The sequence below is a fragment of the Streptomyces sp. NBC_00443 genome (assembly GCF_036014175.1).
In the GTDB taxonomy this organism is placed as follows: domain Bacteria; phylum Actinomycetota; class Actinomycetes; order Streptomycetales; family Streptomycetaceae; genus Streptomyces.
The window spans coordinates 7601538-7625553 of the sequence record NZ_CP107917.1 but is presented as its reverse complement, the minus strand read 5'-3'; the positions used below and the strand labels follow the sequence as shown (position 1 = coordinate 7625553).

General features: G+C 71.8%; 17 protein-coding genes and 4 pseudogenes. 6 read left to right on the top strand and 15 right to left on the bottom strand.

The window, feature by feature from the left end; all coding sequences use genetic code 11:
• Positions 1–167: 167 nt before the first annotated feature.
• The 8 genes and pseudogenes from OHO27_RS34680 to infC form a co-directional block, all read right to left on the bottom strand.
• Positions 168–1208: a PP2C family protein-serine/threonine phosphatase gene (locus OHO27_RS34680; RefSeq protein ID WP_328428900.1), complete on the bottom strand. Its 1041-nt coding sequence runs from the start codon at positions 1206–1208 to the stop codon at positions 168–170.
• A 250-nt stretch (positions 1209–1458) separates the two neighbouring features.
• Positions 1459–3972 carry a phenylalanine--tRNA ligase subunit beta gene (gene pheT / locus OHO27_RS34675; protein ID WP_328428899.1) on the bottom strand — a complete coding sequence of 838 codons (2514 nt, stop codon included), beginning with the start codon at positions 3970–3972 and terminating at the stop codon, positions 1459–1461.
• Positions 3972–5093 (bottom strand): phenylalanine--tRNA ligase subunit alpha, encoded by a 1122-nt coding sequence (pheS, locus tag OHO27_RS34670; RefSeq protein ID WP_328428898.1) that lies wholly within the window; start codon positions 5091–5093, stop codon positions 3972–3974. The genes pheT and pheS overlap by 1 nt, the downstream gene beginning before the upstream one ends.
• A 147-nt stretch (positions 5094–5240) precedes the next feature.
• On the bottom strand, positions 5241–6377 hold the full coding sequence (locus tag OHO27_RS34665) for a sensor histidine kinase (protein ID WP_328428897.1): 1137 nt from the start codon (positions 6375–6377) through the stop codon (positions 5241–5243).
• A gap of 53 nt (positions 6378–6430) precedes the next feature.
• Positions 6431–7279: a TrmH family RNA methyltransferase gene (locus tag OHO27_RS34660; RefSeq protein WP_328428896.1), complete on the bottom strand. Its 849-nt coding sequence runs from the start codon at positions 7277–7279 to the stop codon at positions 6431–6433.
• Positions 7280–7381: 102 nt separating this feature from the next.
• Positions 7382–7765: a 50S ribosomal protein L20 gene (gene rplT, locus OHO27_RS34655; protein WP_030744620.1), complete on the bottom strand. Its 384-nt coding sequence runs from the start codon at positions 7763–7765 to the stop codon at positions 7382–7384.
• A gap of 100 nt (positions 7766–7865) precedes the next feature.
• The gene (rpmI, locus tag OHO27_RS34650) at positions 7866–8060 is read right to left on the bottom strand and encodes a 50S ribosomal protein L35 (protein ID WP_003977225.1); all 195 of its coding nucleotides are present in this window, start codon (positions 8058–8060) and stop codon (positions 7866–7868) included.
• Between the two features lie 110 nt (positions 8061–8170).
• A pseudogene (gene infC / locus OHO27_RS34645) lies at positions 8171–8870 on the bottom strand (translation initiation factor IF-3).
• Between the two features lie 366 nt (positions 8871–9236).
• On the opposite strand from infC, the gene OHO27_RS34640 reads away from it, so the two are divergent.
• Entirely contained in the window at positions 9237–9605 is a 369-nt protein-coding gene (locus tag OHO27_RS34640) for a DUF1844 domain-containing protein (RefSeq protein ID WP_328428895.1), read from the top strand.
• Between the two features lie 38 nt (positions 9606–9643).
• On the opposite strand, the gene OHO27_RS34635 is transcribed toward OHO27_RS34640, so the two are convergent.
• Positions 9644–10375, bottom strand: a complete 732-nt coding sequence (locus OHO27_RS34635; protein WP_328428894.1) for an SseB family protein — start codon at positions 10373–10375, stop codon at positions 9644–9646.
• A 148-nt stretch (positions 10376–10523) separates the two neighbouring features.
• Between OHO27_RS34635 and OHO27_RS34630 the strand changes: the two genes are divergently transcribed.
• Positions 10524–11444: a serine hydrolase gene (locus tag OHO27_RS34630; RefSeq protein ID WP_328428893.1), complete on the top strand. Its 921-nt coding sequence runs from the start codon at positions 10524–10526 to the stop codon at positions 11442–11444.
• Here OHO27_RS34630 and mycP read toward each other — a convergent pair.
• Entirely contained in the window at positions 11441–12652 is a 1212-nt protein-coding gene (gene mycP / locus OHO27_RS34625; protein ID WP_443059730.1) for a type VII secretion-associated serine protease mycosin, read from the bottom strand. The genes OHO27_RS34630 and mycP overlap by 4 nt on opposite strands.
• 56 nt (positions 12653–12708) lie before the next feature.
• Entirely contained in the window at positions 12709–13908 is a 1200-nt protein-coding gene (locus tag OHO27_RS34620; protein WP_328428892.1) for a hypothetical protein, read from the bottom strand.
• 1021 nt (positions 13909–14929) lie between these two features.
• On the opposite strand from OHO27_RS34620, the pseudogene OHO27_RS34615 reads away from it, so the two are divergent.
• A pseudogene (locus OHO27_RS34615) lies at positions 14930–16131 on the top strand (amino acid deaminase/aldolase).
• Between the two features lie 77 nt (positions 16132–16208).
• Here OHO27_RS34615 and OHO27_RS34610 read toward each other — a convergent pair.
• From OHO27_RS34610 to OHO27_RS34600, 3 genes and pseudogenes are all read right to left on the bottom strand, one after another.
• Positions 16209–17009, bottom strand: a complete 801-nt coding sequence (locus tag OHO27_RS34610) for a 3-oxoacyl-ACP reductase (RefSeq protein WP_328428891.1) — start codon at positions 17007–17009, stop codon at positions 16209–16211.
• Positions 17006–18378: pseudogene (locus OHO27_RS34605) on the bottom strand (aldehyde dehydrogenase family protein). The gene OHO27_RS34610 and the pseudogene OHO27_RS34605 overlap by 4 nt, the downstream one beginning before the upstream one ends.
• A gap of 23 nt (positions 18379–18401) precedes the next feature.
• Complete coding sequence (locus OHO27_RS34600) at positions 18402–19766, bottom strand: glutamine synthetase family protein (RefSeq protein ID WP_328428890.1); 1365 nt, start codon at positions 19764–19766, stop codon at positions 18402–18404.
• Positions 19767–19852: 86 nt separating this feature from the next.
• On the opposite strand from OHO27_RS34600, the gene OHO27_RS34595 reads away from it, so the two are divergent.
• The 3 genes and pseudogenes from OHO27_RS34595 to OHO27_RS34585 all read left to right on the top strand — a co-directional run.
• On the top strand, positions 19853–20599 hold the full coding sequence (locus OHO27_RS34595; protein ID WP_328428889.1) for a FadR/GntR family transcriptional regulator: 747 nt from the start codon (positions 19853–19855) through the stop codon (positions 20597–20599).
• 167 nt (positions 20600–20766) lie between these two features.
• On the top strand, positions 20767–22212 hold the full coding sequence (eat, locus tag OHO27_RS34590) for an ethanolamine permease (protein ID WP_328428888.1): 1446 nt from the start codon (positions 20767–20769) through the stop codon (positions 22210–22212).
• 37 nt (positions 22213–22249) lie between these two features.
• Positions 22250–22909 (top strand): annotated as a pseudogene (locus OHO27_RS34585) (gamma-glutamyl-gamma-aminobutyrate hydrolase family protein); the annotation flags it as partial.
• Positions 22910–23027: 118 nt separating this feature from the next.
• Here OHO27_RS34585 and OHO27_RS34580 read toward each other — a convergent pair.
• A complete protein-coding gene (locus tag OHO27_RS34580) occupies positions 23028–23957 on the bottom strand; it encodes a LysR family transcriptional regulator (RefSeq protein ID WP_328428887.1) in 930 nt (309 codons plus the stop codon).
• Positions 23958–24016 lie beyond the last annotated feature (59 nt).

The window sequence follows — 24016 nt, the reverse complement described above, 5'->3', positions numbered from 1 at the left end:
CAACCGGTTGACTGAAATGCCTCGCAAGAGGCCGGCCGGGCCGCCGGCTCCCCCTCGTACAGTGCGGCGGCCCGCATCCGCGCCGTCCGCCCAGCTGCCTGCCCGACACTCCGCGGCTGGGCGGATGGCCTGCCCGCAGCTGGGCTGTGCGACCAATCGCCGTTGCGCTAAAGGTGGTTGGTCGGCAGCGGGTCGTGCGGGGCTGGTCGCGCAGTTCCCCGCGCCCCTGAAGGGGCGCGGCAGTGGACGTGGGTTCTGTCGTTCCGTAGGACCAGCAGCGCTATGTCGTCTGCCGGCCTTCCCCTCGTGTGGCGGATGAGGGCCGTGAAGAGCGTGCGCAGGACCGTCTGGGGAGTGATCGGGGGGTTCCGTACGGTGCCGATGAGTGCGGCCCGGAGCGAAAAGAACCGGCCTCTCGCGTCCCTCGCGTCCTCGACGCCGTCCGTGTACAGGACCAGCGACTCGCCGGGCAGGAGCGAGCCACAGGGCAGTGGGGTCGGTTCGGGCGGGAGCGGGAACGGGCCCAGGGGTGGGAGCGGGTCGGCTCGCGCGAGGGGTTCGACGGTCCTGCCGCTCAGCAGATACGGCCAGGGATGACCGCAGTTGAGGGCGGTGATCTCGCCGTCCTGACCGATCTCCAGCAGCAGTACGGTGACGAACTCCTCGGAGACCGGGTCGTCAGACGAGCGCAGGTGCCGGGCCAGGGCCCGGTCCAGTCTGCCGAGTACCGCGCCCAGGTCGGGCTCGTCGTGGACGGCCTCGCGGAAGCTCCCGAGGACCGCGGCCACGGTGCCGATGGCGCTGATGCCATGGCCGCGGACGTCGCCCATCACCGCCCGTACGCCGTGTTCGGTGGCGATGACCTCGTACAGGTCACCGCCGACACAGGCACTGCGGTCCGCGGAGAGCTGGGCGGCGGCGACGTCCAGCCCGTCGATGCGCGCGGGCAGCGGCCGCAGCAGCGCGCTCTGCGCGGCACCGGCGACCTTGCGGACCTGCTGGAGCTCACGCAGCAGGGCCTGCCGGACGTGCACGATCAGCCCCGTACCCACGGCGAAGAAGACGGCACTGGTCACGACCCGGGCGCCGAGGCTGTCCTGCTGGGCGAGCGGGCAGGTCAGCTTGTATGTGATGGCCGTCGCGCCCCAGGCGGTGGGCAGCCCCCACGCGATCACCTTGCGGGGAACCCGACCCTTGATGCGGAACATGCCGATGGCCCCCCAATAGGCCCTGACAACGCAGACGGACCGACCCCGAAAGGCCGGTCCGATTCTGTCGACAGAGCACCCGGAAGTACCAGATCACCCAGAGAAGTCACCCTTTTGAGTGAGGTGACCACAACGCCCCGATGGGGGTGTGGGGGGGCGTGCCCCCACAAGGGGCGCGGGGAACTGCGCGACCAGCCACGGACTACCCGCAGCCGCCGAAGAGGCAACAGTCCCCCGCCCCTTGGGCGAACTACCCCCTCAGCACCGCACCCGTCCGCTCGCCTGCGAGGGCCACCGCAGCGTCCCGGGCAGCCGACGCCTCGTCGACGGTCAGCGTCCGGTCCCCCGCACGGAAGCGCAACGCATACGCCAGCGACTTCTTCCCGTCACCGAGCTGCTCGTCATTGACGTACACGTCGAACAGCCGGATCCCCTCGAGAAGTTCGCCCGCCCCCTCACGCAACGCTTCCTCGACCTCCGCGGCCGGCACCGGCTTGTCGACGACGAGGGCGACATCCTGCGTGGCGACCGGGAACGTGGAGATGGCAGGCGCCTGCGGCGTACCGTCCCCGACCTGCTCCAGCGCGTCCAGGTCCAGCTCCATCGCGCAGGTACGCCCGGGGAGGCCCAGCGCCTTGAGCACCCTCGGGTGCAGCTCACCGGCGTGACCGACGACCCGCTGCGCACCGTCGACGGTGATCGCCAGCTCGGCGCACCGGCCCGGGTGCCACGGCCCGTACTGCCCGGCCCGCACGATCAGTTCGGCGCCCGCTTCGACGGCGACGGCACGCGCCGCCTCCACCGCGTCGGCCCAGTCGGCCGGACGGCCCTTGCCCCACCAGCCGGCCTGCTCGCGCGCGCCGGCGAGGACGACGGCCACGTGCCGGGGCTGCTCGGGCAGCACGGCGTTCAGCGCGGCGATCTCCTCGTCGGTCGGGCGGCGGTCGACCGGCAGGTGCCCGGCGACGCGCTGCTCGGCACGCGGCTGGAAGACCAGGCCCGTCTCGAACAGGGCCAGATCGTGCGAACCCCGGCCGTCGTTGCGGCGCAGCGCACCGAGCAGACCCGGCAGCAGCGACGTACGCAGCGCGGGCTCCTCGTCGTTGAGCGGGTTGACGAGCTTCACGACGCGGCGGGTCGGGTCGTCGGCCTCCAGGCCGAGCTGGTCGAAGACCTGCTCGCTGACGAAGGGGTAGTTCGGCGCCTCGACGTAGCCCGCGCCGGCCAGCGCGCGGCCGACCCGGCGGTGCAGCCGTTGACGGTGGGTCAGGCCACGGCCGGACGGAGGCCTGGGCAGCGTGGAGGGCAGGTTCTCGTAACCCTCCAGGCGGATGACCTCTTCGGCCAGGTCGTTCGACTCCAGCAGGTCGGGTCGCCAGGACGGCACGGTGACGATCAGCTCGTCCTGCCCGTACACGTCGCAGCCGATCTCCTGCAGCCGCCGTACGACCGTCTCACGGCCGTACTCCACACCCGCGACCTTGTCCGGGTGGTCGGCCGGCGTGGTGATGGTGTGCGGCGCGGAGGGTGCGATGACCTCGGTGACGCCGCCCTCGGCGGTGCCGCCCGCGAGCAGCACGAGCAGGTCGACGGTGCGCTGGGCGGCGGCCGCCGCGGCGGCCGGGTCGACGCCGCGCTCGAAGCGGCGGGACGCCTCCGAGGACAGCTTGTGGCGGCGGGCCGTGCGCGCGATCGACACCTGGTCGAAGTGGGCGGCCTCGATGACGACCTCGGTCGACGCGTTCTCCAGATCGTCGTGGTCGGCGATCTCGGTGTCGGCGCCGCCCATGACGCCCGCGAGGCCGATCGGGCCGCGCTCGTCGGTGATGACCAGGTCCTCGGAGTGCAGCTTGCGCTCGGTGCCGTCGAGGGTGACGAGCTTCTCGCCCTCCTGCGCCCGGCGCACACCGATCGTGCCCTGGACCAGGTTGCGGTCGTAGGCGTGCAACGGCTGGCCGAGTTCCATCATCACGTAGTTGGTGATGTCGACGGCGAGCGAGATCGGGCGCATACCGACCTTCTGCAGGCGGCGCTGCAGCCAGATCGGGGAGCGCGCCTCGGGGCTCAGGCCGGTCACCGTGCGGGCGGTGAAGCGGTCGCAGCCGATCGGGTCGGAGACCTGCACCGGGTAGCCGTAGGCGTTCGGGCCGGGCACGTCGATGAGGGCCGGGTCGCGCAGCGGGAGGCCGTAGCCGATGGCGGCCTCGCGGGCGACGCCGCGGATGGACAGGCAGTCGCCGCGGTTGGCGGTGACGGCGATGTCCAGGACCTCGTCGACGAGTTCCAGCAGCTCGATGGCGTCCTTGCCGACCTCGGTCTCCGGCGGCAGCACGATGATGCCCTTGGTGCCGTCGTCGCCCATGCCCAGCTCGTCGCCGGAGCAGATCATGCCGTGGGACGTCTTGCCGTACGTCTTGCGAGCGGAGATCGAGAAGCCACCGGGCAGCGTGGCGCCGGGGAGCACGACCACGACCTTGTCGCCGACCTGGAAGTTCCGCGCACCGCAGACGATCTCCTGCGGCTCACCGGTGCCGTTGGCCTGGCCGACGTCGACGGTGCAGAAGCGGATCGGCTTCTTGAACTCCGTCAGCTCCTCGATGGTCAGCACCTTGCCGACGACGAGCGGGCCCTTGAGGTCGGCGCCGAGATGCTCGACGGTCTCGACCTCCAGGCCGGCCGAGACGAGCTTCTCCTGGACGTCGCGGCCGGTTTCCGTCGCCGGCAGGTCGACGTACTCCCGCAGCCAAGAAAGCGGGACCCGCATCAGATCTCCATCCCGAACGGCCGGGTGAACCGGACGTCACCCTCGACCATGTCTCGCATGTCTTCGACGTTGTGGCGGAACATCAGCATCCGCTCGATGCCGAACCCGAAGGCGAAGCCGCTGTACTTCTCCGGGTCGACGCCACAGGCCTTGAGCACCCGCGGGTTGACCATGCCGCAGCCGCCGAGCTCGATCCAGCCCTCGGAGGAGCAGGTACGGCAGGGCCGGTCGGGGTTGCCGACGGACTCGCCGCGGCAGACGTAGCAGACCATGTCCATCTCGGCGGACGGCTCGGTGAACGGGAAGAAGTTCGGCCTGAGCCGGGTCTTCATGCCCTCGCCGAACAGGGCCTGGACCATGTGGTCCATCGTGCCCTTGAGGTCGGCCATGGTGAGGCCCTCGTCCACGGCCAGCAGCTCGACCTGGCGGAAGACCGGGGTGTGCGTGGCGTCCAGCTCGTCGGTGCGGTAGACCACGCCGGGGCAGATCACGTACACCGGCAGTTCGCGGCTGAGCAGCGAGCGGATCTGCACGGGCGAGGTGTGGGTGCGCAGCACGACACCGGACTCGGTGCCGCCGTCGGGGCCCTGCACGAAGAACGTGTCGGCCTCGCCGCGCGCCGGGTGGTCCGGGCCGATGTTGAGGGCGTCGAAGTTGAACCACTCGGCCTCGACCTGGGGGCCCTCGGCGACCTCGTAGCCCATGGCCACGAAGACGTCCTCGATGCGCTCCGAGAGCGTGGTGAGCGGGTGGCGGGCGCCGGCCGGTACACGGTCGTAGGGCAGCGTGACGTCCACCGCCTCCTCGACCAGCACGCGCTGGTCCCGCTCGGCCTCCAGCTCGGCCTGACGGCCGGCGAGCGCCTTGTTCACGGCGCCGCGGGCCTGGCCGACGCGCTTGCCGGCCTCCGCCTTGGCCTGCGGAGGCAGGGCGCCGATCTCGCGGTTGGCGAGCGCCAGCGGGGACGCGCCGCCGGTGTGGGCGACCTTGGCCTCCTGGAGCGCGTCGAGGGAGTCCGCGGCGGCGAAGGCGGCGAGCGCCTCGTCCCGCATGCGCTCGATCTCTTCCGGTTTCAACGCCTCGACCTCGACAGGGTCGTACGACTTATTCGGTGCCGACATCTCTTCCCGTGCTTCCGGTTGGCTGGCTGAAGGTCCCCGTACCGACTCGTGGACAGATCGTCACGGTTTTTGGGACACAAAGGTGCCAAAGGCCGAGTCTAACGGGGTTGAGGAATGCGAATGCGCCCGTGGGGCCGGGGCCGGATCTCAGGTGAGATACGCCGGTGCCGCCACGGGCAACGTAAATCGGAACTGCGCGCCGCCGCCGGGGGCGCGGCCGACCTCGATGGCGCCGCCGTGAGCCTCGACGATGCCCTTGACGATGTAGAGCCCGAGGCCCGTGCCGCCGCGCTTGCTGCCCCGCCAGAAGCGGGTGAAGACGCGGTTCATGGACTCCTCCGGGATGCCGGGCCCCTCGTCGCTCACCGTGACCGACGTGCCGGTGTCCTCGCCCTCGCGGGGGGACGCCGTGGCCGTGACGTCAATGGTGACCGTTCCGTCGCCGTGCCGCACGGCATTTTCGATGAGGTTGCTGAGCACCTGGTCGATCTTGTCGGGGTCGGCCCACAGGGCGGGCAGCGGCTGCTCGACGCGCAGCAGGAACCGGTCGGCGGGCTGGCCGGCGGCGACGTACGCCTGGATGTGCCGCCCGACGGCCGCGCCCATGTCGACGGGCTGGCGGCGCACCTCGAGGCGGCCGGAGTCGATGCGCGAGATGTCGAGCAGCTCGGCGATGAGCCGGGTGACCCGGTCGGCGTCGGCGTCGACGGTCTCCAGCATGAGCCGCTTCTGGTCGTCGGTGAACCGTGCCCACTTGGCCAGGAGCGTGGCGGTGAAGCCCTTGACGGAGGTGAGCGGCGAGCGCAGCTCGTGAGCGACGGTGGCGATCAGCTCGGCGTGACTGCGCTCGGTGCGGCGGCGGGCCTCGGTGTCACGCAGGGAGACGACGACGCGGCGGACGGGCCCGGTCGGCTCACCTCGCACGTACCGCACCGAGACGAGCACCTCCCGACCGCCCGGCAGGAGGAGATTGCGCTCGGGCTGCCGACGACGGATGGCGAGCCCGCCGTACGGATCCGTCAGCTGCCACCAGCGCCGCCCTTCCAGGTCCTCTAACGGCAGCGCCTTCTCCAGCCGCTGCCCGAGGGCGTCGGCGGCGCGGACGGCTGTGATGCGCTCGGCAGCGGTGTTGAAGCAGATGACGTGCCCGTGCTCGTCGGCGACGACGAGGCCGTCGGGCAGGTCGTCGGGATCGATACCGAGCTCGGCGAGATCACCGGGCCGGGACGCGGACGGCCGCCGCACCTCACGCGCCCCAGGTGCGCTGCTCGTGCCGACACTCATCCCCGTACCCCACCTCTCACGACGGCTGAGGGGCCCCCGAGCTGGTCACCCTACTAGCTCTCGGTGACGGTGCGGCACCCTGCGGAGGCGCGCTGTGCTCGGGCCGATGCATAGAGACATACGGCCGCGGCGGTCGCGAGGTTCAGGCTCTCGGCCTTCCCGTGGATCGGGACGCGCACGACGGCGTCGGCCAGCGCCCGCGTCTCCTCCGGAAGCCCCCAGGCCTCGTTCCCGAACACCCAGGCGGTCGGCCCGCCCATGGTGCCCTTGTCGAGCTCGTCGTCGAGATCGTCCGTACCGGCCCCGTCGGCGGCGAGAATCCGCACACCGGCGTCCTTGAGCCCGGCCACGGCCCGCTCGACGGGCACGCCGACGGCGACGGGAAGGTGGAACAGCGACCCGACGGAGGCTCGTACGGACTTGGGGTTGTAGAGATCGACGGACGCGTCGGTGAGGACGACCGCCTCGGCGCCGGCCGCGTCGGCGCACCGCAGCACGGTCCCGGCGTTCCCAGGGTCCCGTACGTTCGCGAGCACGGCGACGAGCTTGGGCCGGGCGGCGAGGATCTCCTCGAAGGGGGTGTCGATGAACCGGCAGACGCCGACGAGCCCCTGAGGCGTGACGGTGGTCGAGACGTCGGCGATGACCTGCTCGGAGGCGAGGTGGACACGGGCGCCCGCGTCCTGGGCCTCCCCCACGATGTCGGCGTACCGCTCCGCGGCGTCGAGCGTGGCGAACAGCTCGATCAGCGTGCCCTCGTGCCCGGCCGCCTCCCGCACGGCCTGCGGCCCCTCCGCGAGGAACAGCCGCTCCTTGCCCCGGAAGTTCCGCTTGGCGAGCCGCCGGGCGGCGGAGACCCGGGGGGAGCGGGGGGAGATCAGCTCGGGGGTGGCGGGGGGCATGGGTTCACCTTGGGGGTTCTGAGGTTCGCGGACACAGCGGGACCCGCAGGCCTTCTCAGCCTGCGGGTCCCTCAGTCACTTCGGCTGGGCCGAGCGTCGGCGTCAGGCCGCCTTGGGGGCGTTGACGTCCGCCGGCAGCGCCTTCTGGGCGACCTCGACGAGCGCGGCGAACGCGTTCGCGTCGTTGACGGCCAGCTCGGCGAGGATCTTGCGGTCGACCTCGACGTTGGCGGCCTTCAGACCCTGGATGAAGCGGTTGTACGTGATGCCGTTCGCGCGGGCAGCGGCGTTGATGCGCTGGATCCACAGCTGGCGGAAGTCACCCTTGCGCTTCTTGCGGTCGTTGTAGTTGTAGACCAGCGAGTGGGTGACCTGCTCCTTGGCCTTGCGGTACAGGCGCGAACGCTGACCGCGGTAGCCGGAGGCCTGCTCGAGGATCGCCCGGCGCTTCTTGTGGGCGTTCACTGCCCGCTTGACGCGTGCCACTTTTAACTCCTTGTAGCGGGGCCGCGGTTGGACTCACACGACCCGGTATCGATTGGGTCCCGGTCAGGGATCAGGCGCGAAAGTCGTTCGCGCCCCGATGTCACTTGCCGAGAAGCTTCTTGATCTTCGCGGCGTCGCCCGGGGCCATCTCGGCGTTGCCGGTCAGGCGGCGCGTCACGCGGGACGACTTGTGCTCGAGCAGGTGGCGCTTGCCGGCGCGCTCACGGAGCACCTTGCCGGAGCCGGTGATCTTGAAGCGCTTGCTGGCACCGCTGTGCGACTTGTTCTTCGGCATAGCGCCGTTCTCTCCTCGTCGGTGGCGTTCCGGTGCCCGGTCGTGAAACCGGGCACGGTGGAACGTCGCTGTTGTTTCGGTTACGTCCTGGGGACTCGCGTCCCCCGGGATCACGCCTCGGCGGAAGCCTCGGCAGGTGCCTCGGACTCCACGGCGTCCTCGGGCTCCACGCCGTCCTCGGACTCCGCGGCGTTCTGCGACTTGCCGGGGTTGGCCTTCGCGTCTGCCTTGCGGGCTTCCTGCGCCTGGCGGGCCTCGGCCATCGCCTCGGTCTTCTTCTTGTGCGGACCGAGAACCATGATCATGTTGCGGCCGTCCTGCTTCGGGTTCGACTCCACGAACCCGAGGTCCTCGACGTCCGTCGCGAGCCGCTGCAGCAGTCGGTAGCCCAGCTCGGGCCGGGACTGCTCGCGACCACGGAACATGATCGTGATCTTGACCTTGTCGCCCTGCTTGAGGAACCGGACGACGTGACCCTTCTTGGTGTCATAGTCGTGCGGGTCGATCTTCGGCCGGAGCTTCATCTCCTTGATGACCGTGTGCGCCTGGTTCTTGCGCGCCTCACGGGCCTTCATGGCCGACTCGTACTTGAACTTCCCGTAGTCCATGAGCTTGCACACGGGCGGACGGGCGTTCGCCGCGACCTCGACCAGGTCCAGGTCGTACTCCTGCGCAAGCTCCAGTGCCTTGGCCAGCGGGACAATGCCCACCTGCTCGCCACTGGGACCGACAAGTCGCACCTCGGGAACGCGAATCCGGTCGTTGATGCGGGGCTCGGCGCTGATGGATCCTCCTCGGTTAGCACCACACGGCGGTCTGGCGGACAGCCGCGTATGTCTCTTCTAGACAGACCTAACCGCACCGAAGCACAAAAAATGCCCCGGACGATCACAGGCGGGGCTCCTAAGCACTACCGGAGCACCGCCGCGATGGCCGCGGGGCGCACTTTCGGGCGACTCCATCGTCCGTACGGAACGATGGTGGCCGCCTGACCGGGGTGACCCGCCGTCCCGGGGGACGGTCAGGTGGGAGATCGGAGCCTCCACTTGTGGCCGGACACCCTCACTGCTCATGGGTCGTCCAGCCGGTCGTCACACAAGGTTAGCAGCTCCGGAAGGGAAGGGCTAACCGAGGCCAACTGGGGGCCGGGCCGCCACGGCGCCTATCGTGTCAGGCATGAGTGAGACCTCCCCCTCCGGCTCCGCCGAGCAGCCCGACTTCAACGAGATGACCCGCGACATCGCCGAGGTCCCGGCGGTCGAGGTGATCGTGACGGTCGCCGTCAACCTGATGAGCGCCGCCGCCGTGAAGCTCGGTCTGACCGAGGAGGGCGACAGGTACAAGGACCTGGACGAGGCACGCAAGCTGGTGCACGCCCTCGCCGGTCTGCTGGACGCGAGCGCGACCGAGATCAGCTCGTTCCACGCGGCGCCGCTGCGCGACGGCCTGAAGTCGCTGCAGCTGGCCTTCCGCGAGGCGTCGGTCGTCCCGGACGAGCCGGGCCAGGGCCCGGGCGAGAAGTACACCGGCCCGGTCTACGGCTAGCCCGACGGCGGGACCGTCCGCTCATCCGCAAACGAACTTCATCCACGTACGAACAGGGGCTCGCCCGGTGGGGTCGCCTCGGCCGGCAGCAGAGCCAGGTCGAGGCCGTGCACCAGGCGGGCCCTCAGTGTTGCGTCGGCGGCGAGGCGCTCCGCCACCGCCCGCGCGGCCTGGGCCGGTGGCGCGGACGGGTCCAGTACGAGGGCCAGGGTGCCGTCGGCCTGCCCGGGGCCGAGGTGGGCGCGCAGGACGGCAGGCTCGGCGGCGACGGCGGCGCGCACGGCCGCCAGGACGGCCGGGTCGGTGAGCGGGTCGGTCGTCGTACGGCCTTCGGCGAGCGCCAGCAGCGAGCGCCCCGACAGCTCGAACGGCACCGGTCCGGCCATGTCCAGCACGATCGTGTCCGCCTTCTCGTGCGCCGCGGCCTGCAGGGCCTGGTGCAGGGGCACGGCGACGGGGCGGGCCGCCGGGTCCCAGCGGGCGAGCGACTCGGTGGAGGTGAAGGCGGGCAGGGCGGTGCGCCCGCCGGCCTTCAGGGTCGGCACGGCCATGTCGCTGGTCTTCTCGCGGCGCAGCCCGTTCTCGTCCTCCTCGACCTCGCCGAGCACGGCCACGACGGGGACGAGCAGCCGGGCAGCCCTGAGCGCCTCCAGGACCGGGCCCTCGGCGGTGCGGTCCTCGGCCCAGTCGGCGAGCGCGGCGCTCAGCCGGGGGTCGGCGGAGCCGTCGTCGTCGGAGAAGAGAGAGTCGGGAATGTTCTTGTTCGCCACGGTCACCGACCCTATCGGGGGGATGCTGCAGCGCTTGTGCGGGCCCGGAAACCCCGCTGTGACGCCCTCACCGGATTCTCAGTTTTCCCTGACACATATCTAACGTCCGTCTAACGGCCCGCACAGTCGCCGCCCCGACGATCGCGGGATGGAGCCCTCCAGATCCCGCGCCCGTCGGCGACGCCGGCCCCCGCTGTACACCGCGCTCGCCCTTGTCATCGTCGTCGGTGGCGCGGCCGCGGGAACCGTGTACGTGAAGGCTCGGGCGCACTCGGGCGGGAGCCCCGTATCGTCGGCGTCGGTTTCGGCTCAGGCAGGCGAGGAGGCTCCCGTGGAACCCGTGGCACAGCCGACGGTGGACCACGACGCGGCCCTTGCCGAGGCCATGGCGTCGGTGACCGTCGAGGACGGCGCCGACGTGTCGGTGGCGGTGCTGGATCCGAAGTCCGGCGAGAGCGCCACGTACGGCAGCGGCAGCTTCGACACGGCGAGCATCGTCAAGGTCGACATCCTGGCCGCGCTGCTGCTCCAGGCGCAGGACGCGGGGCGTTCACTCACCGCGGCGGAGAAGTCCTACGCCACCGCGATGATCGAGAACAGCGACAACACCGCCGCGTCGGCCCTGTGGCAGGCCATCGGGCTGGAGAAGGGGCTCGATGCCGCCAACGGGCGCTTCGGGCTCACCGAAACCGAGGGCGGAGCGGGCATGTACTGGGGACTGACCCGGACCACCGCGGCAGATCAACTCACGCTGCTGCGGCAGGTGTTCGGGGAGGACTCGGAGCTGAGCGAGGCCTCGCGGGCGTATCTGCGAGGGCTGATGGGAGAGATCGCCGTCGACCAGCGGTGGGGAGTGTCGGCCGTGGCGGACGGCTCCGCATGGGCGTTGAAGAACGGCTGGCTGCCACGCACCGCCACCGGGCTGTGGGACATCAACAGCATCGGGCGGGTGACGGTGGACGGCGAGGCGTATCTGGTGGCGGTGCTGTCCGACGGCAACTCGACGAAGGCGAAGGGGATTTCGCTGGTCGAGGCGGCGGCCGGGGCGGCGGTGTCGGTGTTCGGCTAGAAGTCGCGGCGTCCGCGTCGGCCGCGCCACACCACGACCGCCGAGACCAGCAGCAGGCCGCCGGCGCCGCCCGCCAGCGGGGCCGTCCAGCTCGACGCGTCGTCCCCCGACTCGGCGGCGTCGGGACCCGAGCCGAAGTACTCCTCGCCGTACGCCGCCGGCTGAAGCTTCTCCCGCTCCATGCGGGAGGCCTCCTTGATCGCGGCGGCCGGGTCGATGAAGCCGTAGCCGCGGGAGTCGTCGCGGCCGTCGGCGGGGGCGTTGCGTGCCGTGTCCTCGAGGAGCTTCTTTATCTGGGCCGGGGTCAGTCCGGGGTGGGCGGACTTGACCAGGGCCACGGCTCCGGAGACGAAGGCGGCCGCGGCGCTCGTGCCCCAGCCCTCGTAGTACTTGCGGTCGGGGTCCGCGATGACGACGTTGACGCCGGGGGCGCTGACGGTGGCGTACCAGCGGCGGGTGGAGAAGGAGGCGCGGGTGCCGAACTTGTCGACGGCGGTGGCGGCGATGACGCCCGGGTAGGCGGCCGGGTAGGAGATGTGGTCGCCCTTCTCGCCGCCGTTGCCGGCCGAGGCGACGACGACGGAGCCCTTCTTCAGGGCGTACTGGACGGCCTCGTCCTCGCCGGCCTCGGGGTGAGCCGACTTGGAGTCGTCGCCGAGGGAGAGGTTGATGACGTCGGCGCCGTGGTCGGCGGCCCAGCGGATGCCTTCGGCGAGGGCGTTGCCGCGGCTGCTGCGGGCCTTGGCGCGGGCGGGGTCGCCGTCCTCCAGGATGACGCGGACGGGGAGGATCTTGGCCTCGGGGGCGATGCCCATGACGCCGTCGCCGTTGCCCGCCCCGTGTCCGTGCCCGGCGACGATGCCGGCCATCGCGGTGCCGTGCCGGGCCCAGGCGCGGTCGCCGCGCTCGGCTCCGAAGCCGACCATGTCCTTGCCTTCGAGGACGTTGCCCGCCAGGTCGGGGTGGTCGGCCTCGACGCCGGTGTCGAGGACGGCGACGGTGATGCCCTTGCCCTTGGTGGTCTGCCAGGCCTCTTCGGTGTGCATGGCGTCCAGGGCCCATTGCTGGGCTCGTATGGAGTCGGCGTGCGCGGCGGTCGGAGGCAGGACGGCGAGGCAGGCGCCGAGGAGGACGGCGAGGGAGCCGGTCCGGCGGGTCATGATGGTCTTCACAGTCCTGGTCACGGCGCCGGCCGCCGCGCTGTTCATGCCGGTGCTCATGTCGGTCCTCGTACCGGTGCTCGTGGCCGCGTCGGTGCCGGTGTTCATGACGGCTGCTCCGTGGCCTGACCGACGTTCTTGCGCAGGGAGCGTTCGACGCGGTCGGCGAGACCCTGTGCCTCGTGGCCGAGGCCGGCCTGGGCGACGGCCGTGGTCTCGCCGGACTCCATGGCCTGCCTGGCGGGCTCGGGCTCGTCGACGGTGCGGTCGTCCGCCCAGCCGGAGACGGCGTAGACGACGACCGGGGCGTCGGTGAGGACGGAGACGGTCCAGGAGGCGCGCTGTTCGTCGCCGAATCCGGCGGCCTCAGTGCCCTTCGCGGCGTAGGGGCGGGGCATCAGGTCCGTACGGCGGTCGAGGCCCTCTTTGGTGAAGCGGGTGTCGAGCGAGCGCATGGCGGTGGCGTCGGCCGTGGTGAAGAGCAGGCCGACCGTGGTGACGTAGCTCTGGGTGGCGTCGATGTAGGTGGCGCGCAGGAGGCGCTCGCAGCCGACGGTGGACAGAGCCTTGCGCAGGAGCGGGTCGAAGGCGTTCGCGCAGCCCGTGTCGGGGGCGACCGCGATCCGCGTCCAGGTCCGGTCGGCGCCACCGGGGCCGGCGCCCCGCCCGATCACGGTGGGCGGGAACAGCTGGTCGACAGGAACGCTGTGCCACAGGCTTCCGGCCGCGGCGAAGGTGTCCCGCGTGCCGCCGTCACCAGGGTCGCCGATCAGCCAACTCCCGGTCACGGCCCCGCCGATGAGCCCCAGCCCGAGCACGACACAGGCGGCTGCCACGGCGACCCGCGGCCTGATCCGCAGCCCCAGGGGCCGCGGTCGCGCCTGCTCGTCGTACCCCTCGGGCTGCCCGAACGACACGACCGGCCGCCCGGCCCCCGGGGTCCCGCCCGGCGCCATCGGGGCACTCCAGGAGAGCGACGGGTCCGGCGCGAACGCGGCGGACCCGTGGCCGTTCGTGGAGGGTCCGGCGTGCGTGGGGTGCCGGGTGTCGGGCGAGGACCCGGCGGGCGCCGGGGCCGCGTATCCGCGTGCCTCGGAACCGTCTCCTGCCGGGGGCCGGTGTGCGGGACGCTGCGGGGGCAGCGGCACGGAAGCGGGGCGGCGAGGGGGCTCGCCGGGGGTGGATCCGGGGCGGGTGGCGGGCTTGGGGGGCAGGCCGGCCGAGCTCGGCGCGGGGCGGGGAGCCGCGTGCGGGGGCATGGGGCCGGGGGCCTGTGCGGGGGCCGAGGCCGGATGTGGGGACATGGTGCTTGAGCCGTGTGTGGGGGCCGTGGCGGGCTTCGGGGGCCCGCCCACAGAAGCCGGCGCGGGTCCGGAACTCGCCTGCGCGGGCATACCGCTGGAGCTTTGCGGCCGACCGGCGCCCGGCTGCCCGGGCGCGCCGACGGGGCCCTGTGCCCGGCCGGAACCGGCACGCGCGGACATGTCGCCGGAGCCTTGCGGCCGACCGAGGCCTGGCTGCGCGGGCGTGCCCACAGGACTCTGTCCCCGGCCGGATCCCGACTGCGGAGGCTCGGTCGGCTGCGGGCGTTCGGCGGAGGGGCGGTTGCCGTGCTCCGTCGATGGGGACGGGGTCACTCTGATCGGGCGGAGTCTGAAGGTGGTCTCCGCTGCTGTCTCCGCGGGGGCCGCCGTGCGGCGGGGCGGGGAGGGACGCTCGGGCGGGCGGGGCGGGGTGTCGTCGGGCGCGCTCTCACGGTGCGGCGATCCGCCACCGTCCTGGCGTCCGGCCGCCGGCGGGGTGTCCGGGAAGCGTGCCGAGGCCCGGGGCGGCGGGGCCGACGCAGCGGTTTCCGCGGGGCTCGGGTTCTGGAGGGGCTGGGCATGGGCGGCAGTGGGGCTGCCGTCCTGCTGCTCACCCTGTGTGTCTGGGGACGTCGGTGGCTCCGCGGGTCTCGGCGGGGTCGACGGGCGGGGCGGGGTGGCGGGCGCCGGCGGTGTCGAGGGGAGCGGGGGGATGGGGGCGCGCCGTGCTTCCGTGCTCATGCACCCCCCGTTTCCTCGTGTCCGGGCCCGTCCTGGTACGCGGGACCGTCGTGCCGTTCTCCCTGTGCCGGGCCCGGCGCGGACTCGTCCGACCAGGCACGCATACCCGCACAGATGGAGCGTCATCCCGGCGTGCCGTGCGGCCGGGGGTGTTCCCCACATGCGTGCGCGTCACTCTACGGGTTGATCCTGGGCGAACGGGAACCAGTCCGGGACCCCGTGTGCATCTGCCCGGAACATCCCCCTACCCTGCGGTAATCCTGCATGGCAGGCTTCGTTCATGACTGCGCGCGCCGCCGACCGGGCCCGTTACGACCGGGCCACCGCCCATCTCGACGCCCCTCTCGCGATCGTGGACCTGGACGCCTTCGACGCCAACGCGGACGATTTGCTCCGCCGGGCCGGCGGAAAGCCGGTCAGGGTCGCCAGCAAGTCCGTACGCTGCCGGGCCCTGCTCGAACGCGTCCTCGCGAGGGACGGCTTCGCGGGGGTGATGTCCTTCACCCTCGCCGAGTCCCTGTGGCTGGCCCGCTCCGGGTTCGACGACGTCCTGCTGGCCTATCCGTCCGCCGACCGCGCCGGGTTCGCCGAGCTGACCGGTGATCCCAAGCTCGCCTCCGCCGTCACCGTGATGATCGACGACCCGGCTCAGCTGCGGCTCATCGACGAGGCCCGGGACGGCGGGCAGGAAGTGGTGCGGGTCTGCCTGGAGTTGGACACCTCGCTGAAGCTGTTCGGCGGCCGGGTGCGCGTCGGCGCCCTGCGCTCGCCGCTGCACTCCCCCGCCCAGGTCGCCGACATGGCCCGTGCCGTCGCCCGGCGGCCTGGGTTCGAGGTGGTCGGGATCATGGCGTACGAGGGGCACATCGCCGGGGTCGGGGACGCCTTGGCGGGGCGGCCGGTGCGCTCGCGTGCCGTGCGGCTGATGCAGGCCGCCGCCCGCCGGGAACTCGCCGAGCGGCGGGCCGAGGTGGTGCGGGCCGTCCGGGCCGTGGCCCCGGGGCTGGAGTTCGTCAACGGCGGCGGGACCGGCAGTGTGCAGTTCACGGCCGCCGAGGACTGCGTCACGGAGATCGGGGCCGGGTCGGGGCTGTACGTGCCGCGGCTGTTCGACAACTACACGTCCTTCAGCGGGCGTCCGGCCGCGCTGTTCGCCCAGCCCGTCGTGCGCCGGCCGGGGGTCGGGGTGGTGACCGTCCTCGGTGGCGGATACCCGGCCTCGGGTGCGGCGGGGAGCGACCGGCTGCCGGTGCCGTATCTGCCGGAGGGCCTGCGGTACGACCCTCAGGAGGGGCCCGGCGAGGTGCAGACGCCGCTGCTGGGCTCCCCGCCGACGATCTCCTGCTCGGCGACAAGGTGTGGTTCCGGCACGCCAAGGCCGGTGAGCTGTGCGAGCGGTTCGACGCGCTGCATCTCGTCGAGGGCGACGCGGTGACGGCGACCGTGCCTACGTATCGGGGCGAGGGCCGTACGTTCCTGTAGCAGACGTCCGCGCGCGGGGCGAGCGGGACGTCGCCATCCCCCGAAGGCGGCGTCCCACTCACGTTCCCGGCGCCGGGCTACAGCGGCGTGACGTACGCCCCCGAGATACCGCCGTCGACCAGGAAGTCGGTGGCGTTGACGAAGGAGGAGTCGTCGCTGGCCAGGAAGGCCACGGCGGCGGCGATCTCCTCGGCCTCGGCGAAACGGCCGACCGGGATGTGGACGAGCCGGCGCGCGGCGCGCTCGGGGTCCTTGGCGAACAGTTCCTGGAGCAGCGGGGTGTTGACCGGTCCCGGGCACAGGGCGTTGACCCGGATGCCGTCGCGGGCGAACTGGACACCCAGCTCGCGGGACATGGCCAGGACGCCGCCCTTGGAGGCCGTGTACGAGATCTGGGACGTGGCGGCGCCCATCTTCGCCACGAAGGACGCCGTGTTGATGATGGAGCCCTTGCCCTGCTGCCGCATGTAGGGGATCGCGGCCTTGCAGCACAGGTAGACGGAGGTGAGGTTGACCTCCTGGACCCGCTTCCAGGCCTCCAGGCCGGTCTCCAGGATGGAGTCGTCGTCGGGCGGCGAGATGCCGGCGTTGTTGAAGGCGATGTCGACGCTGCCGTAGGTGTCGTACGCCGTCCTGAACAGCGCCTCGACCTGCTCGGGGTCGGTGACGTCGACCTTCACGAAGGTTCCGCCGACCTCCTCCGCGGCCGCCTTGCCGCGCTGCTCGTCGACGTCACCGCAGACGACGTGGGCGCCCTCGGAGGCGAGCCGGCGGGCGGTGGCGAGGCCGATGCCGCTGCCGGCGCCGGTGATGACGGCCGTGCGGCCGACCAGCCGACGGCAGATGTTCTCCTGAGCCTGAGGCTGTGCCTGAGTCACTGTGCGGGGCCCTCCGTGCTGATGAAGACGTTCTTGGTCTCGGTGAAGGCGGTCAGGGCGTCCGGGCCCAGCTCGCGGCCGATGCCGGACTGTTTGAAGCCGCCGAAGGGGGTCCAGTAGCGGACGCTGGAGTGGGAGTTGACGGAGAGGTTGCCGGCCCGGACCGCCTGGGAGACGCGCAGGGCGCGGCCGACGTCACGGGTCCAGATGGAGCCGGACAGGCCGTACTCGGTGGCGTTGGCGAGGGCGACGGCCTCCGCCTCGCCATCGAAGGGGAGGACGACGGCCACGGGGCCGAAGACCTCCTCGACGGCCACGCGCGCGTGCGGGTCGACGCCGGTGAGTACGGTGGGCGGGAACCAGAAGCCGGGGCCCTCGGGGGCCTTGCCGCGGATGCCGTCGGCGCCCTCGTCGACGTACGCACGCACGCGCTCCAGCTGGACCTTGGAGATCAGCGGGCCCATGTCGGTCTTCTCGTCGGCCGGGTCGCCGACCGTCACCGCCTCGATCGCGGGGCCCAGCAGTTCCAGGAAGCGGTCGTAGGCGGAGCGCTGGACGAGGATGCGGGTGCGGGCGCAGCAGTCCTGGCCGGAGTTGTCGAGGAAGGACATGGGGGTGGCGGCCGCGGCGGCTTCGAGGTCGGCGTCGGCGAAGACGATGTTGGGGCTCTTGCCGCCGAGTTCGAGGGTGACGCGCTTGAGCAGGGCCGAGCCCTTCGCCAGCACCTGTTTGCCCACGGCAGTCGACCCGGTGAAGACGATCTTCGCCACGCCCGGGTGCTCGACGAGGGCGTGGCCTGTGACGGGCCCGTGGCCGGGCAGCACCTGGAAGAGGCCCTCGGGAAGGCCCGCCTCCAGGGCGAGTTCGGCCAGGCGCAGGGCGGTCAGGGGGGTCGTCTCGGCGGGCTTGAGGATGACCGCGTTGCCGGCCGCGAGCGCGGGGCGGTGCCCCAGGCCGCGATCGGCATCGGGAAGTTCCAGGGCGCGATGACGCCGACGACGCCGAGCGGTTCGAGGATCGTCACGTTCAGGCCACCGGGGACCGGGATCTGCTGTCCGGTCAGCCGCTCCACTCCCCCGGCGGCGTAGTCGAGCAGATCGCGGACGTTGCCCGCCTCCCAGCGGGCGTTGCCGACGGTGTGGCCGGCCTCGCGGACCTCCAGCCGGGCCAGCTCTTCGAGGTGTTCGTCGACGGCGACGGCGAACCGGCGCAGCAGCCGGGCGCGGTCGCCGGGCGCGAGGGCGGACCACGTGGCCTGCGCCTTGGTGGCACGTACGACCGCCGCGTCCACGTCGGCCGCGGTGGCGGCCGGGACGGTGGCGACGACCTCTTCGGTGGCCGGATTCAGTACCTGGAGCTGATCGGACAAGAGCTGATCGGACAAGACGTGCCTCACATGCGTTCGAAGGAGCGGCGCAGCTCCCAGTCGGTCACCGCGGCGTCGAAGGCGTCCAGCTCGACGCGCGCCATGTTGCGGTAGTGCGCGACGACTTCGTCGCCGAAGGCGGCCTTGGCGATCGGGCTGTTCTCCCAGAGCTCGGCTGCCTCGCGCAGCGTGGTGGGGACGTGCTCGAAGCCGGCGGCGTAGGCGTTGCCGGTGCAGGGCTCGGGCAGCTCCAGCTTCTGCTCGATGCCGTACAGGCCGGCCGCGACCAGGCCGGCCACGGCGAGGTGCGGGTTGACGTCCCCGCCGGGCAGCCGGTTCTCGAAGCGCATCGAGCGACCGTGGCCGACGACACGCAGGGCGCAGGTGCGGTTGTCGTAGCCCCAGGCGACCGCGGTCGGGGCGAAGGAGCCGGGCTGGAACCGCTTGTAGGAGTTGATGTTGGGGGCGTACAGCAGGGAGAAGTCCCGCAGCGCGGCGAGCTGCCCGGCGAGGAAGTGGCGCATGACGTCCGACATGCCGCCTTCGCCGTCCCCCGGCATGGCGTTGTCGCCGGCCGTGTCCGCGAGGGAGAGGTGGATGTGGCAGGAGTTGCCCTCGCGCTCGTTGTACTTGGCCATGAAGGTGATCGAGACGCCCTCCTGGGCGGCGATCTCCTTGGTGCCGGTCTTGTAGACGGCATGCTGGTCACAGGTGACCAGGGCGTCGTCGTACTTGAACGCGATCTCGTGCTGGCCGGGGTTGCACTCGCCCTTGGCGGACTCGACGGTGAGGCCGGCGCCCGCCATTTCGTTGCGGATGCGACGCAGCAGGGGCTCGATCCGGCCCGTCCCCAGCACCGAGTAGTCGATGTTGTACTGGTTCGCCGGCGTGAGCCCTCGGTAGTTGGCGTCCCAGGCCTGCTCGTAGGTGTCCTTGAAGACGATGAACTCCAGCTCGGTGCCGACCTTGGCGGTGTACCCGTGCTCGGCGAGGCGCTCCAGCTGGCGGCGCAGGATCTGGCGGGGTGCGGCGACCACGGGTGAGCCGTCGCTCCAGGCGAGGTCGGCGACGAGCATGGCCGTGCCCGCGTTCCAGGGGACGCGGCGGAGCGTGGCCAGGTCGGGGTGCATGGCGAAGTCGCCGTAGCCGCGGTCCCAGGACGACATCTCGTAGCCGTCGACGGTGTTCATCTCGGTGTCGACGGCGAGGAGGTAGTTGCAGCCCTCGGTGCCGTGGTGGAGGACCTCGTCGAGGAAGAAGCGGGCGGCGAACCGCTTGCCCTGGAGCCGCCCTTGCATATCGGGGAAGGCCAGGACGACAGTGTCGATCTCACCGCTCGCGACGAGGGCATGCAGCTCCTCGACGCTCAGCGGGGGTTTGCGGTCTGCCACGGGAGAGCCTCCATTCGGCTACTTCGGTCAGCCGGAAGCCATAAGGTATTGCTGATGACCATTGCTTGGGAAGGGGGTACGGCCACATGTCGCAGGCGGACACGGAGCACGGGGCGCCCGGCGCCGACGACCGGCTGACGTCGGTCCTGCGGCCGGTGCGGGCCGGCAACGGCTTCGAGGAGGCCCTGGAGCAGATCCTCCAGGTGGTCCGGCTCGGCCTGGTGCCGGGCGGCGAGCGGCTGCCCGCGGAGCGCGAGCTGGCGGACCGGCTGGGGATCAGCCGGGTGACGCTGCGCGAGGTGCTCAAGGTGCTCCAGGACCAGGGGCTCGTCGAGTCGCGGCGCGGACGCTACGGCGGAACGTTCGTGCTGCCGCGCCCCGTGACTCCGGGCGAGGAGGAGCTGCGCCGCCGCCTGAAGGACGTCGACGTCGAGGACACGCTGCGCTTCCGCGAGGTTCTGGAGGTGGGCGCGGCCGGCCTGTGCGCGGCGCACGGCCTGGACGAGGAGCAGGCCGACCGGCTCCGTGCGGCCCTGACGCGCACGCACGACGCCCCGCTCGCCGAGTACCGCCGCCTGGACACGCTGCTGCACCTCACGCTCGCCGAGCTGTCCGGCTCCCCCACGCTCACCGCCCAGTACGCGGCCGTACGCGCCACGGTCAACGACCTGCTCGACTGCATCCCGCTTCTCGTCCGCAATCTGGAGCACTCCCAGCGCCAGCACGCCGCCCTGGTGGAGGCCGTGATCGAGGGGAACGCCGAGTGCGCGCGGGAGATCATGCGTGAGCACTGCGGGGGGACGGCGGCGCTGCTGCGAGGCTTCTTGGGCTGAACGCGGCCACGCCCCCCACGAGTGGATTTACAGGCGATTAACGCAAGGGTATTGCCTTCGACCGACCAACCCCGCAATGGTATGCATCCATTCCATTGAGCCGGAGCCCGGTCGACCCCACCGTGCCCGGAACTGCACCGGTGTCCACCGCACGTGGGGAGTTGGCCATGTCCCTCGAATCCACAAGCACACCCGCCGCCGCTGAGGCGGACGACTATCTCAAGCGCAGAGCACTGCGCCGCGGCAGCGCCGGCTGGGTGCTGCTGACCGGTCTCGGCGTCGCGTACGTCGTCTCCGGCGACTACTCCGGCTGGAACTTCGGCCTGGCGGAAGGCGGCTTCGGCGGTCTGGCGATCGCCATGGTGCTCATGGGCGCGATGTACGCGTGCATGGTCTTCGCCCTCGCCGAGCTGTCCTCGATCCTGCCGACGGCGGGCGGCGGCTACGGCTTCGCCCGCCGCGCCCTGGGCCCCTGGGGCGGCTTCCTGACCGGCACGGCGATCCTCATCGAGTACGTCCTCGCGCCCGCCGCCATCGTCATCTTCATCGGCGACTACGTCGAATCACTGGGCCTGTTCGGCCTGGAGTCCGGCTGGCCGATGTACCTGGTCTGCTTCGCGATCTTCCTCGGCATCCACCTCTGGGGCGTAGGCGAGGCGCTGCGCTTCAGCTTCGTCGTCACCGGCATCGCGGTGGTCGCCCTGATCGTGTTCGCGCTCGCGGCGCTGCCCGACTTCTCCCTCGGCTCGCTGGACGACATCCCGGTCGACACGTCGGCCGCGGGGTCCAGCTCCTGGCTGCCGTTCGGGCTGCTCGGCATCTGGGCGGCGTTCCCCTTCGGGATGTGGTTCTTCCTGGGCGTCGAGGGGGTGCCGCTGGCGGCCGAGGAGACCAAGGAGCCGGCCCGTACGCTGCCGAAGGCGATCCGCTGGTCGATGGCCATCCTGGTGGTGCTGGCCGTGGTGACCTTCCTCGCGGCGGCCGGCGCACGTGGCTCGGCGGCGATCCAGGAGGCGGGCAACCCGCTGGTCGAGGCGCTCCAGCCGGACGGCGAGGCGACCACGCTGAGCCGCATCGTGAACTACGCGGGCCTCGCGGGCCTGGTGGCGTCGTTCTTCTCTCTCATCTACGCGGGCTCGCGCCAGCTGTTCGCCCTGTCCCGCGCGGGCTACCTCCCCCGCTTCCTCTCCCTGACCAGCCGCCGCAAGGCGCCGTACCTGGGCCTGCTGGTGCCCGGCACGGTCGGCTTCCTGCTGGCGGCGGTGTCGGGTGACGGCGCGCGGATGCTGAACATCGCGGTGTTCGGCGCGACCATCTCCTACGCGCTGATGTCCCTGTCCCACATCGTGCTGCGCCGCCGTGAGCCGGAGCTGGCACGGCCGTACCGCACGCCGGGCGGGGTGCTGACATCGTCGGTGGCCCTGGTCCTGGCGTGCGCGGCACTGGTGGCGACGTTCCTGGTGGACGTGACGGCGGCCCTGATCGCGCTGGCGGTGTACGTGGTGGCCGTCGGGTACTTCGGCCTGTACAGCCGCAAGCGGCTGGTGGCGAAGGCGCCGGAGGAGGAGTTCGCGGCGCTGGCGGCGGCCGAGGCAGAGTTGGCACGGGACTGAACGCTCCGCCGTGAATTCGCTGTGAAGGAGTACGAGCATCGTGGGCAGGCCGTTGATCGGGGTCAGCACCTATCTGGAGTCCGGTGCGCGCTGGGGTGTGTGGGAGCTGGAGGCGGCGCTGCTGCCGGCCGGCTATCCGCGGCTGGTGCAACGGGCGGGCGGGCTGGCCGCCATGCTGCCGCCGGACGACCCGGCCCACGCCGCGGCCGCTGTGGCCCGCCTTGACGGGCTGGTCATCGCGGGCGGCCCGGACGTCGAGCCGGTGCGGTACGGCGCCGAGCCGCACCCCCGGACCGGGCCGCCGGCGCGGGAGCGGGACGCCTGGGAGCTGGCCCTGATCGACGCCGCGCTCGCGGCGGGGGTTCCGCTGCTGGGGATCTGCCGGGGGATGCAGCTCCTCAACGTCGCCCTCGGGGGCACGCTCGTTCAGCACCTCGACGGGCATGCGGAGGTCGTGGGCGTCTTCGGCAGCCATACCGTCAAGCCGGTGCCGGGGACTCTGTACGGCGGGGTCGTGCCCGAGGAGACGTCGGTGCCCGCGTATCACCACCAGGCCGTGGATCGGCTGGGCGAGGGGCTTGTGGCGTCGGCGTATGCGGAGGACGGGACGGTGGAGGCGGTGGAACTGCCGTCGGCGCAGGGGTGGGTGTTGGGGGTGCAGTGGCATCCGGAGATGGGGGTGGATGTGCGGGTGATGGGGGGTTGGTGGGGGCGGCTGCGGGTGCGGGTGCGTGACGCGGAGACAGTTGAATTTCCAGCGCCGGGCCAGGCAATCCAGCCCGTCCGGCGTTTGAGGACGAGGCCGTTCAGGCCGACTACCCCCGGGTCAGCGACAGCAAATCCCTCGCCGGACCCACCGGCCGGTGCCCCGTCGGCCATACCGCCCGCAGGTCACGCGCCAGGGACACATCCGCCATCGGCACACTCACCAGCCGCCGCATCGAAAGCTCCTCACCCACCGCGAGCTCACTCAGCACCGCAGGCCCCGCCCCACTCACCGCCGCGGCCTTGACCGCAGTGGTCGAGGACAGCTCGATCAGCGGCCGGGCCAAGCCGCCCAGCGCCACGTCGAGGACCTGCCGCGTGCCGGAACCCTTCTCGCGGAGGATCAGCGGAGTAACCGCCAGCTCGGACGCCTCCAGCGGGCGTCGCCGCCGGGCCCAGGCATGACCCGGCGCTGTCACCACGATCAGGTTGTCGTGGGCGATGACGACGGAGTCCAGCCCGGAGGGGACGGTGAGCCCCTCCACGAACCCCAGGTCCGCCTCGTCGGCCAGCAGCCGCTCCGCGACGGCCGCCGAGTTCCCGGCGAGCAGGGACACCGCAGTGTCCGGGCGCTGCGCGCGCAGGGCGAGGAGCCACCCCGGCAGCAGGTACTCCGCGATCGTCATGCTGGCGGCCACCCGCAGCCGCGAGTCCCGCCGGTCCCGCAACGCCTGCGCCCCCACATCGAAGGCCTCCGCGGCCTCCACGATGCGCCGCGCCCAGTCCGTCACCAGCGCCCCGGCGTCCGTGAGCCGGGACCCTCTCGGCGACCGGTCCACGAGCGCCACCCCCAGCTGGCGCTCCATGGACCGGATCCGGCTGCTCGCCGCCGGCTGGGTGATCCCCAGCTCACGCGCCGCCCCACCGAGACTCCCGAGCCGCGCCACCGCCAGCAACAGCTCCAGCGCGCCCAGGTCCGGAACGCGGTGTGCCAGGTTTCCCGCGCGAAACTGTTCCTCCGCCGCCTCTGCCTCTGTCATAAGCCCAGCTTATGTGCTCATAGAGGCAAACTCCCTGGTCGTGGACAACGCAGCCCGCG